The sequence below is a fragment of the Streptomyces sp. NPDC029956 genome (assembly GCF_055574655.1).
This window is the reverse complement of the sequence record NZ_JBVHZJ010000004.1, coordinates 152,983-168,732: the sequence shown is the minus strand read 5'-3', so window position 1 is coordinate 168,732 and position 15,750 is coordinate 152,983. Positions and strand designations below refer to the sequence as shown.

13 protein-coding genes and 1 tRNA gene are annotated in these 15,750 nt (G+C 69.1%); 11 read left to right on the top strand and 3 right to left on the bottom strand.

The window, feature by feature from the left end:
• Genes yidD through rpmH form a run of 3 tightly spaced genes read right to left on the bottom strand, consistent with a single transcriptional unit; the run spans position 1 to position 854 of the window.
• On the bottom strand, positions 1–327 hold the full coding sequence (yidD, locus tag ACZ4XX_RS04620) for a membrane protein insertion efficiency factor YidD (RefSeq protein ID WP_015034858.1): 327 nt from the start codon (positions 325–327) through the stop codon (positions 1–3).
• A complete protein-coding gene (rnpA, locus tag ACZ4XX_RS04615; protein ID WP_073908709.1) occupies positions 324–695 on the bottom strand; it encodes a ribonuclease P protein component in 372 nt (123 codons plus the stop codon). The genes yidD and rnpA overlap by 4 nt, the downstream gene beginning before the upstream one ends.
• A 21-nt stretch (positions 696–716) precedes the next feature.
• Complete coding sequence (rpmH, locus tag ACZ4XX_RS04610; RefSeq protein WP_030205020.1) at positions 717–854, bottom strand: 50S ribosomal protein L34; 138 nt, start codon at positions 852–854, stop codon at positions 717–719.
• A 396-nt stretch (positions 855–1,250) separates the two neighbouring features.
• On the opposite strand from rpmH, the gene dnaA reads away from it, so the two are divergent.
• The 11 genes from dnaA to ACZ4XX_RS04555 all read left to right on the top strand — a co-directional run bounded on the left by dnaA (position 1,251) and on the right by ACZ4XX_RS04555 (position 15,748).
• Positions 1,251–3,029: a chromosomal replication initiator protein DnaA gene (gene dnaA / locus ACZ4XX_RS04605; RefSeq protein ID WP_468506507.1), complete on the top strand. Its 1,779-nt coding sequence runs from the start codon at positions 1,251–1,253 to the stop codon at positions 3,027–3,029.
• Positions 3,030–4,164: 1,135 nt separating this feature from the next.
• Positions 4,165–5,295 (top strand): DNA polymerase III subunit beta, encoded by a 1,131-nt coding sequence (dnaN, locus tag ACZ4XX_RS04600; RefSeq protein WP_030205035.1) that lies wholly within the window; start codon positions 4,165–4,167, stop codon positions 5,293–5,295.
• A gap of 120 nt (positions 5,296–5,415) precedes the next feature.
• Positions 5,416–6,294, top strand: coding sequence for a phosphogluconate dehydrogenase (NAD(+)-dependent, decarboxylating) (gene gnd, locus ACZ4XX_RS04595; protein ID WP_055601060.1), 879 nt, complete (start codon positions 5,416–5,418; stop codon positions 6,292–6,294).
• A 60-nt stretch (positions 6,295–6,354) separates the two neighbouring features.
• Positions 6,355–7,476, top strand: a complete 1,122-nt coding sequence (recF, locus tag ACZ4XX_RS04590; RefSeq protein ID WP_468506506.1) for a DNA replication/repair protein RecF — start codon at positions 6,355–6,357, stop codon at positions 7,474–7,476.
• A complete protein-coding gene (locus ACZ4XX_RS04585; protein WP_468506505.1) occupies positions 7,473–8,036 on the top strand; it encodes a DciA family protein in 564 nt (187 codons plus the stop codon). The genes recF and ACZ4XX_RS04585 overlap by 4 nt, the downstream gene beginning before the upstream one ends.
• Before the next feature lie 469 nt (positions 8,037–8,505).
• The gene (gene gyrB / locus ACZ4XX_RS04580) at positions 8,506–10,536 is read left to right on the top strand and encodes a DNA topoisomerase (ATP-hydrolyzing) subunit B (RefSeq protein WP_468506504.1); all 2,031 of its coding nucleotides are present in this window, start codon (positions 8,506–8,508) and stop codon (positions 10,534–10,536) included.
• A 41-nt stretch (positions 10,537–10,577) separates the two neighbouring features.
• The gene (gyrA, locus tag ACZ4XX_RS04575; RefSeq protein WP_468506503.1) at positions 10,578–13,208 is read left to right on the top strand and encodes a DNA gyrase subunit A; all 2,631 of its coding nucleotides are present in this window, start codon (positions 10,578–10,580) and stop codon (positions 13,206–13,208) included.
• A 106-nt stretch (positions 13,209–13,314) separates the two neighbouring features.
• Complete coding sequence (locus ACZ4XX_RS04570; protein ID WP_468506502.1) at positions 13,315–13,881, top strand: DUF3566 domain-containing protein; 567 nt, start codon at positions 13,315–13,317, stop codon at positions 13,879–13,881.
• 109 nt (positions 13,882–13,990) lie between these two features.
• Positions 13,991–14,064 (top strand) — tRNA-Ile (locus ACZ4XX_RS04565).
• 158 nt (positions 14,065–14,222) lie between these two features.
• On the top strand, positions 14,223–14,357 hold the full coding sequence (locus ACZ4XX_RS04560) for a DLW-39 family protein (protein ID WP_003958712.1): 135 nt from the start codon (positions 14,223–14,225) through the stop codon (positions 14,355–14,357).
• A gap of 104 nt (positions 14,358–14,461) precedes the next feature.
• The gene (locus ACZ4XX_RS04555) at positions 14,462–15,748 is read left to right on the top strand and encodes a hypothetical protein (RefSeq protein ID WP_468506501.1); all 1,287 of its coding nucleotides are present in this window, start codon (positions 14,462–14,464) and stop codon (positions 15,746–15,748) included.
• Positions 15,749–15,750 lie beyond the last annotated feature (2 nt).

The window sequence follows — 15,750 nt, the reverse complement described above, 5'->3', positions numbered from 1 at the left end:
TCAGGCTCCTTGAGCATTGGGCGAGGTCTCTGCGGCCGGGCTCGTCTCGGCGGTGGACCCGCCCTTGTCGCCGCGCAGCGCGTTCCTCAGCATTTCGTGCCAGCGGGGGCGCTTACGCGGGGGGACATGATCCACGCCGCCGGGCGACCACGGGTTGCACCGCAGGATGCGCCAGGCGGTCAGGGCTGTGCCCTTGATCGCGCCATGCCGGTCGATGGCCGTGAATCCGTAGTGGGAACACGACGGGTAGTACCGGCAGACGGGCCCGAGAAGCGGGCTGATCGTCCACTGGTACAGCTTGATGAGAGCCAGCAGCGGGTACTTCATCGCGCGCCCCCTCCCAGCAGCCGCTGAAGAGCGGCGTCCAGGTCTCGGGACAGCTGTGCGTGTTCGGCGTCGCCGGCTCCGGGCAACGCCCGTACGACCACCAGGCTACCGGGGGGCAGCTCGGTGAGCCGGTCGCGGACGAGGTGGCGCAGACGACGCTTCACTTGGTTGCGTACGACCGCACCACCCACTGCCTTGCTCACGACGAAACCCGCACGTGCCGGGGGAGCGCTCTCCCCAGGCGCGTGCGGGTTCGTTGCACCGCTGCGTAGGTGGACGACGAGGAGCGGGCGACCAGCCCGGCGACCTCGGCGTACCGCGGTTGCGAAGTCCTCGCGCCGCCTCAGCCGATTCTCGGTAGGCAGCACGTCATGACCTGTTTAAGCGGATCAGGCGGACAGCTCAGAGCGACCCTTGGAACGGCGGTTCGCAAGGATGGCTCGACCGGCACGCGTACGCATCCGCAGGCGGAAGCCGTGGGTCTTGGCGCGACGACGGTTGTTCGGCTGGAAGGTGCGCTTGCTCACTCGGGGGCTCCAGAAATGATTCGTAGATGGCGGGACATCGCCTGGCTGTCACCGTGCGCCCACGAGTAGCTCGCAATACGCCCGAGTGCACCGCTTCACGATCACAGACCGTGATCTTTGCCCATCGGAGGCAGGCGGCAGCAGCCATCGACAACTCGACCTGGTTACGGTACGCGCGGCTACGCCATCCGGTCAAACCGACCTGTCGCCACCTCCCATTGTGCACAGGCTGTGGACAACAACTTGAACCACGTCAGCCGCCGCGACTACCGTGGTTGGACTCCACATTCTTTTCCGTTCTGTCCTTACCTGTCCTCACGGGTCCGTCCTCACGGACATCGACCCACCGTCCCCCGAGAACCACACCATCGTGGGACCTGCGAGAAAGCGTGCCCCGTGGCTGACGTACCTGCTGATCTTGCCGCAGTGTGGCCACGCGTCCTCGAGCATCTCCTCTCGGAGGGCCAGCAGGGGATCGAGCCCAAGGACAAGCAGTGGATCGAACGCTGCCAGCCCCTCGCCCTGGTCGCCGACACGGCGCTCCTCGCCGTACCCAACGAGTGGGGCAAGCGCGTCCTCGAGGGCCGGCTCGCCCCGCTGATCAGCGAGACCCTCAGCCGTGAGTGCGGTCGCCCGATCCGGATCGCGATCACCGTCGACGACTCCGTCGGCGAGCCGACCCCGCCGGCGCCCCCGCTCCAGCAGTCGCAGCAGCCCCGCTACGACGAGCGCCAGCAGCACGAGCCCTACGAGAAGTACGACGGCGGCTACGGCCACCGGCCGATGCCCGACGACGGGCTGCCCACCGCCCGCCCGGCCTACCCGGACTACTCGCAGCAGCGCCCCGACCCCGGCGCCTGGCCGCGCACCCAGGAGGACCTCTCCTGGCAGCAGCCGCGGCTGGGCGGCTACCAGGAGCGGGCTCCGTACACCGGCCCGACCGGCCCCGAGCAGTCCCGGCCGTCGCGGTACGACGAACCGCCCCGCGGCTACGAGCAGCAGCGGCCCGAGCGCGCCGAGCTGCCCGACCCGCAGAACCACGGCGCCCGACCCGGTCCCAGGCCCGGCGGTCCGGGGGGCGGCGGCCCGGGCGGCGGCCACGGTTCCTCCTCCGCGCAGGGCTCCGGCGCGCCCGGTGAGCAGCACGCCCGGCTGAACCCCAAGTACCTCTTCGACACCTTCGTCATCGGTTCCTCGAACCGCTTCGCGCACGCGGCGGCGGTCGCGGTGGCCGAGGCGCCGGCGAAGGCGTACAACCCGCTCTTCATCTACGGGGAGTCGGGCCTCGGCAAGACGCACCTGCTGCACGCGATCGGACACTACGCGCGGAGCCTCTACCCGGGGACGCGCGTGCGGTACGTGAGTTCCGAGGAGTTCACGAACGAGTTCATCAACTCGATCCGCGACGGCAAGGGCGACGCCTTCCGCAAGCGCTACCGCGATGTGGACATCCTGCTCGTCGACGACATCCAGTTCCTCGCGAGCAAGGAGTCGACGCAGGAGGAGTTCTTCCACACCTTCAACACCCTCCACAACGCCAACAAGCAGATCGTGCTCTCCTCGGACCGGCCGCCCCGGCAGCTGGTGACCCTGGAGGACCGGCTCCGCAATCGCTTCGAGTGGGGCCTCACCACCGATGTGCAGCCGCCCGAGCTGGAGACGCGTATCGCGATCCTCCGCAAGAAGGCGGTGCAGGACCAGCTGAACGCCCCGCCGGAGGTACTGGAGTTCATCGCCTCCCGGATCTCGCGGAACATCCGTGAGCTGGAGGGCGCGCTGATCCGGGTGACGGCCTTCGCGAGCCTCAACCGGCAGCCGGTGGACCTCGGGCTCACCGAGATCGTCCTCAAGGACCTGATCCCGGGCGGCGAGGACTCGTCGCCGGAGATCACGGCGCCGGCCATCATGGCGGCCACCGCCGACTACTTCGGTCTGACGGTGGAGGACCTCTGCGGATCCTCGCGCAGCCGCGTCCTGGTGACGGCCCGGCAGATCGCCATGTACCTGTGCCGCGAGCTCACGGACCTGTCGCTGCCGAAGATCGGCGCGCAGTTCGGCGGTCGTGACCATACGACGGTGATGCACGCGGACCGGAAGATCCGCGCGCTGATGGCGGAGCGGCGCTCCATCTACAACCAGGTCACCGAGCTCACCAACCGCATCAAGAACGGCTGACGGGCGGCTGCTGCCGACCTCCGAAGGGCGCCCCGGGACACCTCCCGGGGCGCCCTTCGGCATTCCCCGCATTCCCCGGCACCCCCGGGACTCCCTGAGTCGGCACTGAGGCGACTCTGAGCACCGGCCCTGACGCGGCTCCGAGGCCGTCCTGAGGCGGCCGTGAGGCGGCTCTGACGCCCCTGAGGCACCCCTGAGGTGACCCCGGGCACGGTGACGGGCAGGCCTTCGCGCGGTCCCGACGAGGTCTTCCGGCTCGCCCGGAGTTCTCCTGGAGCCGTCGTAAGCCTGTCCCCAGGACCCTGGGAAAGCCGTCGCGAGCGCGCCGGGAGACGCCGAAGAGCGCTCCAAGAGCCCTCGCGGAGCCCTCCCGGAGCGCTCGCGACCGCCCGCCGGGACCCCTTCCGGGGGACGGGCTGTTCGATTACTCCGTTCCGGTGGCGGGTTCTCCACAGATTGCGGGATGATCTCCCGTCCACAGGGTGGGGACTGTCGAGTTATCCGGATTGTGTCCACAGGCCGGACTGCTGACAGATCATCACCCCAGGTCAGACCCTTGTGGAATTGTTGGTAAAAGATCTCCACAGGCTGTGGACAGAGCTTTCGTCCACAGGAGCTCCCGAAGGTTGTCCACCGGCTGCCCACAGGGAGGGGTCCGTTGCCCACAGCTTCTCCACACCCCTGTCCACTGTTCGGCAACGAATCACCCCCTCTCACCGCGTCGAGTGAAAGCCGTCACACCAAGGAGGACGGTTGGGCTGTGGGGAACGTGGGTAAAGCTGGGGACAGCGCTGGGGAGAACTCCCCATGGCCTGTGTACCGGGTGTGCAGAACTTTCGGGTGTCCACAGAGAACCCCAGTTGTCCACCGGCTCCACCCACAGGCGCGGTGGACAAAAAACTGGGCCTGACCTGCGAAAACGACGTTATCCACCGTTTCCACAGGCCCTACTACTACTCCCACATAGAGTTAGCTAGGAATCCGCTTCGAAGTGGGACCTGTGCACAACTCGGCGCCGGAGCTCCGGCGCGCTCTTGTCGCGACTTGACCCCGAGCAGCACCGAGTGTCGGCGGCGTACGTCAGACTGGTTCCCGCAGTCGACGAAGAGCCAGCAACAAGCAGGAGGCGGTTCCGGTGAAGATCCGGGTGGAGCGCGACGTACTTGCCGAGGCGGTGGCCTGGGTGGCCCGCAGCCTCCCGGCCCGTCCGCCGGCTCCGGTGCTCGCGGGCCTTCTGCTGAAGGCCGAGGACGGCGCGCTGAGCTTCTCGAGCTTCGACTACGAGGTCTCGGCCCGTGTCTCCGTCGAGGCGGAGGTCGAGGAGGACGGCACCGTCCTGGTCTCCGGCCGACTTCTCGCCGACATCTGCCGCGCTCTCCCCAACCGGCCGGTGGAGATTTCCACAGACGGTGTACGGGCGACCGTGGTCTGCGGCTCTTCCCGCTTCACCCTCCACACCCTGCCTGTGGAGGAGTACCCGGCGCTGCCGGAGATGCCCACCGCGACCGGCACCGTCCCCGGTGAGGTCTTCGCCTCCGCCGCCGCGCAGGTGGCCATCGCCGCCGGCCGTGACGACACGCTGCCCGTGCTCACCGGTGTGCGCATCGAGATCGAGGGCGACACGGTCACCCTGGCCTCCACCGACCGCTACCGCTTCGCGGTCCGCGAGTTCCTGTGGAAGCCGGAGTCCCCGGACGCCTCCGCGGTCGCCCTGGTGCCCGCGAAGACCCTCCTGGACACCGCCAAGGCGCTCACGAGCGGCGACACGGTCACCCTGGCGCTCTCGGGCTCCGGCAAGGGCGAGGGCCTCATCGGCTTCGAGGGCGCGGGCCGCCGCACCACCACCCGTCTCCTCGAGGGCGACCTGCCGAAGTACCGGACGCTCTTCCCCACCGAGTTCAACTCGGTCGCGGTCATCGAGACCGCGCCGTTCGTCGAGGCCGTCAAGCGCGTGGCCCTGGTGGCCGAGCGCAACACTCCGGTCCGGCTGAGCTTCGAGCAGGGCGTGCTGATCCTGGAGGCCGGTTCCAGCGACGACGCACAGGCTGTGGAGCGCGTCGACGCGCAGCTCGAGGGCGACGACATCTCGATCGCCTTCAACCCGACCTTCCTGCTGGACGGCCTGAGCGCGATCGACTCCCCGGTCGCCCAGCTCTCCTTCACGACCTCCACCAAGCCGGCGCTGCTGAGCGGCAAGCCGGCCGTGGACGCCGAGGCGGACGAGGCGTACAAGTACCTGATCATGCCGGTGCGCCTCAGCGGCTGAGCCGGCCGACGCCGGTCTTTTCGGGGCATCGCCTGAGCGGCTGACCCCACAGGTGTGCACCCGGGTCCGGGCGTAGGCTCGGATCCGGGTAAACCGCACACGACGCTAAAGGAATCTCTGATGGAGCTCGGTCTCGTCGGTCTCGGCAAGATGGGCGGCAACATGCGTGAGCGCATCCGCCGCGCAGGCCACACCGTCATCGGATACGACCGCAATCCGGACCTCGCCGATGTCCACAGCCTCGAGGAGCTTGTGGGCAAGCTCAAGGGGCCCCGCGTCGTGTGGGTCATGGTTCCGGCCGGTGCCGCGACCCAGTCCACCATCGACGAGCTGGCCGAACTGCTCTCCCCCGGCGACATCGTCGTCGACGGCGGCAACTCCCGCTGGACCGACGACGAGAAGCACGCCGAGGAGCTGGCTGCCAAGGGCATCGGCTTCGTCGACTGCGGCGTCTCCGGTGGCGTCTGGGGCCTGGAGAACGGCTACGCGCTGATGTACGGCGGCTCCGCCGAGGACGTCGCGAGGGTCCAGCCGATCTTCGACGCGCTCAAGCCCGAGGGCGAGTTCGGCTCCGTGCACGCCGGCAAGGTCGGCGCCGGCCACTTCGCGAAGATGGTCCACAACGGCATCGAGTACGCGATGATGCAGGCCTACGCCGAGGGCTGGGAGCTCCTGGAGAAGGTCGACTCCGTCACCGACGTGCGCGAGGTCTTCCGCTCCTGGCAGGAGGGCACGGTCATCCGCTCCTGGCTCCTCGACCTCGCGGTCAACGCGCTGGACGAGGACGAGCACCTGGACAAGCTGCGCGGCTACGCGTCGGACTCCGGCGAGGGCCGGTGGACGGTCGAGGCCGCCATCGACAACGCCGTGCCGCTGCCGGCGATCACCGCCTCGCTGTTCGCGCGGTTCGCCTCCCGCCAGGACGACTCCCCGCAGATGAAGATGATCGCCGCGCTGCGCAACCAGTTCGGTGGCCACGCGGTCGAGACGAAGAAGTAATCCACAGGCTGTGCACCCCGCGGTGCACAGCCGCCGGGGGAAGAAGGTCGGCGCCCAACCATGCACGTCACGCATCTGTCGCTGGCCGACTTCCGCTCCTACGCCCGGGTCGAGGTCCCGCTCGACCCGGGCGTCACCGCTTTCGTGGGCGCGAACGGCCAGGGCAAGACCAATCTGGTCGAGGCCGTCGGCTATCTCGCGACCCTCTCCAGCCATCGCGTCGCCTCCGACGCCCCGCTCGTCCGGATGGGCGCGGAACGCGCGGTCGTCCGCGCCGCCGTCACCCAGGGCGAGCGCTCCCAGCTGATCGAGCTCGAGCTCAACCCGGGCCGGGCCAACCGTGCCCGTATCAACAGGTCCTCGCAGGTCAGGCCGCGTGACGTGCTCGGAATCGTACGGACGGTGCTGTTCGCACCCGAGGACCTCGCCCTGGTGAAGGGCGACCCCGGCGAGCGCCGGCGTTTCCTCGACGAGCTGATCACGGCGCGCACGCCGCGCATGGCGGGCGTGCGCTCCGACTACGAGCGCGTGCTCAAGCAGCGCAACACGCTCCTGAAGTCCGCTGCGATGGCCCGCCGCCACGGCGGCCGCGGCATGGACCTGTCCACCCTCGACGTCTGGGACCAGCACCTGGCACGGGCCGGGGCCGAGCTGCTCGCCCAGCGGCTCGACCTGATCGCCGTACTGCAGCCGCTCACGGACAAGGCGTACGAACAGCTCGCGCCCGGCGGCGGACCGATTCTGCTGGAGTACCGGCCCTCCGCGCCGGGCACCGGGCACACCCGCGAGGAGCTGTACGAGCAGCTGATCGCCGCGCTGGCCGAGGTGCGCAAGCAGGAGATCGAGCGGGGCGTCACCCTCGTCGGACCCCACCGCGACGAGCTGCTCCTCAAGCTCGGCGAACTGCCGGCGAAGGGGTACGCCAGCCACGGCGAGTCCTGGTCGTACGCGCTGGCGCTGCGGCTCGCCTCGTACGACCTGCTGCGGTCCGAGGGCAACGAGCCCGTCCTCGTCCTCGACGACGTCTTCGCCGAGCTGGACGCGCGGCGGCGTGAGCGGCTCGCCGAGCTCGTGGCGGGCGGCGAGCAGGTCCTGGTGACGGCCGCCGTGGACGACGACGTACCGGCGGTCCTCGCGGGGACGCGGTACCGGGTGGCCGGAGGGACGGTGGAACGCGTATGAGCGAGGAAAACCTTCCCCAGCCTGTGGATACTCCCGCGACGCCGTCCGTTCCCGAACCCTCCGGCGTGGATCTCGCACGGGTCGCGCTGCGCGCCGCCAAGGAACAGGCGAAGGCCAAGGGTGCCGCCGCCCAGCAGAAGAAGCAGGCCCGGCGCGGTGGCGGCCTGCGCTCCGGCGCGCGCGCCGACGGGCGCGACCCGATGGCGCTCGGCGCCGCGATCAACCGGCTGATCACCGAGCGGGGCTGGGAGACGCCCGCGGCGGTCGGCGGGGTCATGGGCCGCTGGCCGCAGATCGTCGGCGAGGACCTGGCCAAGCACTGTGTACCGGTGAAGTTCGACGACGAGCCCGACGCACGGGTGCTGACCGTGCAGTGCGACTCCACTGCGTGGGCCACGCAGCTGCGGCTGCTCGCGCCGACGCTGGTGGCGCGGCTCAACGAGGACCTCGGTCACGGCACCGTGCGCATGATCAAGGTGCTGGGGCCGGGGGCGCCGCGGCGCGGGTACGGGCCCCTCAGGGCGCCCGGCAGCGTCGGCCCCGGAGACACGTACGGCTAGACCCTGTCGTCGAACTCCCGCCTGCCCCACGACGACAGGACCTGGAGCGCCGGGTTCCGCGGCCGTGGGGAGCGGGCGCTCGGCAGTGCCGGGTTCCCCGGCCGTGGGGAGCGCGCGCTCGGCGCCCGGTTCCGGCAGAGGGCGCCGCGCGGCCGACGCGGTGCCCACCCTTCTCCCGACCCCGTCCGGGGACCCCCGCCGCCCCGGTGCGACGCATGCCCACGACGAGGGCGCCGGGCATCCCCACAACGCGCTACGGGTCGAAGCGCTGGGTGGCCGTCAGAGGGCTCTGAAGCCCCTGTCCGGATATGGGGAGTCGTTTGGCTCCCGCTCAGGGCGGCACATGCGGACTCAGGCACCGGCAAACCCCCATGACTGTCGGCGCTACCGGTAGACTGGGAGACAATCCCGCCACCCTGCGGAACAAGTCGAACGACGCAGCCGCTCCCGTATGCCCGGAGAACGGCCTGTGCTGTGCCAGAAAGGGCGCTTCGTGGCCGATTCCGGCGACCCCAACGAGAACAACCAGTACACCGCCAGCAACATCCAGGTCCTCGAAGGCCTGGATGCCGTGCGCAAGCGCCCTGGCATGTACATCGGCTCGACCGGCGAGCGCGGTCTGCACCACATGGTGCAGGAGGTCGTCGACAACTCGGTCGACGAAGCCCTGGCCGGCCACGCCGACACCATCGACGTGACGATCCTGGCCGACGGCGCCGTGCGCGTCGTCGACAACGGCCGAGGCATCCCGGTGGGCATCGTGGCCTCCGAGGGCAAGCCCGCCGTCGAGGTCGTGCTCACCGTGCTCCACGCGGGCGGAAAGTTCGGCGGCGGCGGCTACGCCGTCTCCGGCGGTCTGCACGGCGTCGGTGTGTCCGTGGTGAACGCCCTGTCCACCAAGATCTCCGTCGAGATCAAGACGGACGGCCACCGCTGGACGCAGGACTACAAGATGGGCGCCCCGACCGCGCCCCTCGCACAGCACGAGGCGACCGACGAGACCGGCACCTCGGTCACGTTCTGGGCCGACCCGGACATCTTCGAGACGACCGAGTACTCCTTCGAGACGCTCTCGCGCCGCTTCCAGGAGATGGCCTTCCTCAACAAGGGCCTGACGATCACGCTCACCGACGAGCGCGAGTCCGCCAAGGCCACGGTCGGCGCCGACGACCCGGACGCCGAGGCCGCCGCCGAGCCAGCCGCGCGCACGGTGAAGTACCACTACGAGGGCGGCATCGTCGACTTCGTGAAGTACCTCAACTCGCGCAAGGGCGAGCTGGTCCACCCCACCGTCATCGACCTCGAGGCGGAGGACAAGGACAAGGCCCTGTCCCTCGAGGTCGCGATGCAGTGGAACAGCGGCTACAGCGAGGGCGTGTACTCCTTCGCCAACATCATCCACACCCACGAGGGCGGCACGCACGAGGAGGGCTTCCGCGCTGCGCTGACCTCGCTGATCAACAAGTACGCGCGCGACAAGAAGCTGCTCCGCGAGAAGGACGACAACCTCACGGGCGACGACATCCGCGAGGGTCTGACCGCGATCATCTCGGTCAAGCTGAGCGAGCCGCAGTTCGAGGGCCAGACCAAGACCAAGCTGGGCAACACGGAGGTCAAGACCTTCGTCCAGAGGGCGGTCTACGAGCACCTCAACGACTGGCTCGACCGCAACCCGATCGAGGCCGCGGACATCATCCGCAAGTCGATCCAGGCCGCCACCGCGCGCGTGGCCGCGCGCAAGGCGCGCGACCTGACCCGTCGCAAGGGCCTGCTGGAGTCGGCGTCGCTGCCGGGCAAGCTGTCCGACTGCCAGTCGAACGACCCGGCCAAGTGCGAGATCTTCATCGTCGAGGGTGACTCCGCCGGCGGCTCGGCCAAGTCCGGCCGCAACCCGATGTACCAGGCCATCCTGCCGATCCGCGGCAAGATCCTGAACGTCGAGAAGGCCCGGATCGACAAGATCCTGCAGAACACCGAGGTCCAGGCGCTCATCTCGGCCTTCGGCACCGGTGTGCACGAGGACTTCGACATCGAGAAGCTCCGCTATCACAAGATCATCCTGATGGCGGACGCCGACGTCGACGGCCAGCACATCAACACCCTGCTGCTGACCTTCCTCTTCCGCTTCATGCGGCCGCTGGTCGAGGCCGGGCACGTCTACCTCTCCCGCCCGCCGCTCTACAAGATCAAGTGGGGCCGGGACGACTTCGAGTACGCGTACTCGGACCGGGAGCGGGACGCGCTCGTCGAGCTGGGCAAGCAGAGCGGCAAGCGGATCAAGGAAGACTCGATCCAGCGCTTCAAGGGTCTCGGCGAGATGAACGCCGAGGAGCTGCGCGTCACCACCATGGACGTCGAGCACCGCGTACTCGGCCAGGTCACCCTGGACGACGCCGCGCAGGCCGACGACCTGTTCTCGGTGCTGATGGGCGAGGACGTCGAGGCACGCCGCTCGTTCATCCAGCGCAACGCCAAGGACGTTCGCTTCCTCGACATCTGAGTCGGTCTCAGCTGACCGTACGAAAGGACTGACGACCAGCAATGGCCGACGAAACCACCCCGACCGGGACCACCGAAGAAGAGCCCGTGCTGCGGATCGAGCCCGTCGGGCTCGAGACCGAGATGCAGCGCTCGTACCTCGACTACGCGATGTCCGTCATCGTGTCCCGCGCGCTGCCCGACGTACGGGACGGCCTCAAGCCCGTCCACCGTCGCGTGCTGTACGCGATGTACGACGGCGGCTACCGGCCCGAGAAGGGCTTCTACAAGTGCGCCCGCGTCGTCGGTGACGTCATGGGTACGTACCACCCGCACGGCGACTCCTCGATCTACGACGCGCTCGTCCGCCTCGCCCAGCCCTGGTCGATGCGCATGCCGCTCGTCGACTCCAACGGCAACTTCGGCTCCCCCGGCAACGACCCGGCCGCCGCCATGCGTTACACCGAGTGCAAGCTCATGACGCTGTCGATGGAGATGCTCCGGGACATCGACGAGGAGACCGTCGACTTCCAGGACAACTACGACGGCCGCAACCAGGAGCCGACGGTCCTGCCGTCGCGCTTCCCGAACCTGCTGATCAACGGCAGCGCCGGCATCGCCGTCGGTATGGCCACCAACATCCCGCCGCACAACCTCCGCGAGGTCGCGGCCGGTGCGCAGTGGGCGCTCGAGCACCCCGACGCCAGCCACGAGGAACTCCTCGACGCGCTGATCGAGCGGATCAAGGGCCCGGACTTCCCCACCGGCGCGCTCGTCGTCGGCCGCAAGGGCATCGAGGAGGCGTACCGCACCGGCCGTGGCTCGATCACGATGCGCGCGGTCGTCGAGGTCGAGGAGATCCAGAACCGCCAGTGCCTGGTGGTCACGGAACTTCCGTACCAGACCAACCCGGACAACCTCGCGCAGAAGATCGCCGACCTGGTCAAGGACGGCAAGGTCGGCGGCATCGCCGACGTCCGCGACGAGACCTCGTCCCGGACCGGCCAGCGCCTCGTCATCGTGCTCAAGCGCGACGCCGTCGCCAAGGTCGTCCTCAACAACCTCTACAAGCACACCGATCTGCAGACGAACTTCGGCGCGAACATGCTGGCGCTCGTCGACGGCGTGCCGCGCACCCTCTCGCTCGACGCGTTCATCCGCCACTGGGTGACGCACCAGATCGAGGTCATCGTCCGCCGGACGAAGTTCCGGCTGCGCAAGGCCGAGGAGCGCGCCCACATCCTGCGCGGTCTGCTCAAGGCGCTCGACGCGATCGACGAGGTCATCGCGCTCATCCGGCGCAGCGACACGGTCGAGATCGCGCGCGGGGGCCTGATGGACCTCCTCCAGATCGACGAGATCCAGGCCAACGCGATCCTGGAGATGCAGCTCCGCCGGCTCGCCGCCCTTGAGCGCCAGAAGATCGTCGCCGAGCACGACGAACTCCAGGCGAAGATCAACGAGTACAACGCGATCCTGGCCTCGCCCGAGCGCCAGCGCGGGATCGTCAGCGAGGAACTGGCCGCGCTCGTCGAGAAGTTCGGCGACGACCGTCGGTCCAAGCTCGTGCCCTTCGACGGTGACATGTCCATCGAGGACCTGATCGCCGAGGAGGACATCGTCGTCACCATCTCGCGCGGTGGCTACGTGAAGCGGACGAAGACCGAGGACTACCGCTCGCAGAAGCGCGGCGGCAAGGGCGTGCGGGGCACGAAGCTGAAGCAGGACGACATCGTCGACCACTTCTTCGTCTCCACCACCCACCACTGGCTGCTCTTCTTCACCAACAAGGGCCGGGTCTACCGCGTCAAGGCGTACGAGCTGCCCGACGCCGGCCGGGACGCCCGCGGCCAGCACGTGGCCAACCTGCTGGCCTTCCAGCCGGACGAGCAGATCGCCCAGATCCTGGCGATCCGCGACTACGAGGCCGCGCCGTACCTGGTGCTCGCCACCAAGGCCGGTCTGGTCAAGAAGACCGCGCTGAAGGACTACGATTCGCCGCGTTCCGGTGGTGTCATCGCGATCAACCTCCGGGAGACGGAGGACGGCAGCGACGACGAGCTGATCGGGGCCGAGCTGGTCTCGGCCGAGGACGATCTGCTGCTCATCAGCAAGAAGGCGCAGTCGATCCGCTTCACCGCCACCGACGACGCGCTGCGTCCGATGGGACGTGCCACCTCGGGCGTCAAGGGGATGAGTTTCCGAGCTGACGACGAGCTGCTCTCGATGAATGTCGTCCGGCCCGGTACGTTCGTCTTCACCGCGACCGACGGCGGGTACGCGAAGCGCACCCCCGTCGACGAGTACCGCGTCCAGGGCCGTGGCGGCCTCGGCATCAAGGCCGCCAAGATCGTGGAGGACCGCGGCTCGCTCGTGGGCGCGCTGGTGGTCGAGGAGACGGATGAGATCCTCGCCATCACGCTGTCCGGCGGTGTGATTCGTACGCGAGTCAACGAAGTCAGGGAGACCGGCCGTGACACCATGGGCGTCCAGCTGATCAACCTGGGTAAGCGTGATGCCGTCGTCGGCATCGCACGCAACGCCGAGGCCGGCAGCGAGGACGACGACATCGACGAGGCAGTCGACGCCGAGGGTGCCGTGGAGGCGTCCGAGGCAGCGGTGGTCGAGACCGTCGTGGTCGAGACCGAGGCAGTCGAGGGCACGGAGCCCTCGGCCGGGGAGCACGAGGAGTAAGAGCGTGAGTGGAGCCACGGGCGCCGGATCGGCGGCTGCCGGAGCTTCTGCTGGTGCTGGAGCGAACGGCGCCCGTGGCCCCGCCACGGACTCCCAGGGGGTTGCGGTGACGGACACTCGGGGGCAGCAGCCCTCGTACGAGACCTACAACGGGCCGCTGCCCGGCGAGCGCACGGGTGCGCAGCAGCCGGGGGCGCCCTACCACCCGCCGCAGGCGTACGGCGCTCCGGCGTCGGGCGGTACGGCGGGCGGCACGGCCGGTGCAGTGCGCCGGCCGCGTACGGGGGCCCGCACGACGCCCCGTACGCGCAAGGCGCGGCTGCGGGTGGCCAAGGCCGACCCGTGGTCGGTGATGAAGGTGAGCTTCCTGCTCTCCATCGCGCTGGGCATCTGCACGATCGTCGCCGCGGCGGTGCTGTGGATGGTCATGGACGCCATGGGCGTCTTCTCGACCGTCGGCGGCACGATCAGCGAGGCCACGGGCTCGAACGAGTCCAACGGCTTCGACCTGCAGTCGTTCCTGTCGCTGCCGCGGGTGCTGATGTTCACCTCGGTGATCGCCGTGATCGACGTGGTCCTGATGACCGCGCTGGCGACGCTGGGCGCGTTCATCTACAACCTGTCGGCCGGCTTCGTCGGTGGCGTGGAGCTCACGCTCGCCGAGGACGAGTGACGGGCGAGTGACCTGCGAGGGGGCTGGTCGGTTACCGATTTTGGGACTGGCCCCCCTGTGCGCTAATGTTCAGGAGTCAGCGCGCGGGACACACACCGCAGAGCGCGGCGGGGCTATAGCTCAGTTGGTTAGAGCGCATCCCTGATAAGGATGAGGCCACAGGTTCAAATCCTGTTAGCCCCACAGTATCGATCGACCCGGACGGTTCCTCCGTCCGGGTCGATTTGTTTGTCCGGGGGCTCTGAAAGGTTTGAACCTCGTACAGGTCACCGATCGGTATCGGTCGATGTGTAGAGTGGGCGTCAGAAGTCTCCTACGTCAACGAAAGACGAGGTCGCGCGGTGAAGAAGCTTCTCCTGGTCGCACTGGCCGCCATCGGCGGGCTCCTCGTGTACCGCCAGATCCAGGCGGATCGCGCCGAGCAGGATCTGTGGACGGAGGCGACCGACTCCGTGCCCGCAGGTTCCGGTGTCTGAGACGAAAACCGTCTGTGGGTGAAGCCCCGGCCGCGCGAGAGCGGGCCGGGGCTTCGCTTTGCCTGAGCAATTTTCTGACTTGCTTAAGTGAAGAGGAGCAGCGCGTGAAGACGCAGGCCGGCCTCGGCCGGAGGGCGGGGGCCCTGATCACGGCGACCGCGGCAGTGGGAGCGATCGTGGCGCTCCCCGGGCAGACGGCGGCCGCGGCCGCCGGGGGCGCGATCCCGCCCTACACCTTCGACAGCTCGGCCCGGCGCGTCCAGGGCGCCGCCTCGAGCTCGGACGCCGTGCAGCTGAAGACCGGGCAGACCTACCGCGACACGCTCAAGAGGAACGGCAAGGTCTACTACCGGGTCGACCTCGACCGGCAGAACGCGTACGTCTCCGTCGTGGCCGTCCCCAAGGCCGGAGGCAAGGCCGAGTACGGCGACGGCTTCAAGGTGAGCATGCAGGACGGCTCCGGCACCGAATGCGGATACCAGCAGGCGAACTTCTCCTCCGGCGAGTACACCCGCCCGCTCGCCGCCTACGCCCGCCGCATCGTCGACCCCGACAGCTCCAGCTGCCAGCGCGCCGGCGCCTTCTACGTCCTCGTCGAGCGCGAGTCGAAGGCGAGCACGGACGACTGGGAACTGGAGATCCGCTACGCGTCCGAGCCCGTGCTGAAGAAGACCGGACCGACCGAGCTCCCCGAGGTCTGGGCCTCCGGCACGCCCGGGCCGCCGGCGGGAGACCCGCAGCCGCGCCAGGGCGGCTCCGGCGTGCACGACGCCACCTCGCTGACACAGGGCGAGTGGCGGACCGACGTCCGGCCCGGCCAGACGCTCTTCTACCGGGTGCCCGTCGACTGGGGACAGCAGCTCTTCGCCACCGCCGAACTCGGCAGCAGCGCCACCAGTGACGAGTACATCGGCCACGCCCTGGTCCTCTCCCTGGAGAACCCCGCGCTCGGCCACGTCGACGAGAACACCGTCAGCTACAGCGGCAAGCCCTCGACGCTCGCGCTCGACGCGCTGCGGCCCGTGGCCCACGAGAACCGCACCTCGTACGACGAGGCCACCAGCGGGATGCGCTTCGCCGGCTGGTACTACCTGTCGGCCACGCTCAACCCCGAGATGGCCAAGGAGTACGGGGACAGGACGGTGCCGCTGACCCTGCGGATCTCGCTCCGGGGCAACGCGAAGCCCGGTCCCGGGTACGACGGGGACCCCGGGCGGTTCAGCGTGACAGCCGACGACAGGAAGGCGGCGGAGAAGGGCACCTCGGGGGCGCAGGCGGCCTCGGGGAGCGACTCCATGCGGGTCGTCGCGGCGGCCGGGATCGGCAGCGGGACGGTCCTGCTGCTCGGCCTCGGCGGGTGGACGCTGGTGGCGCGGAGGCGGGCGGCGTAGGG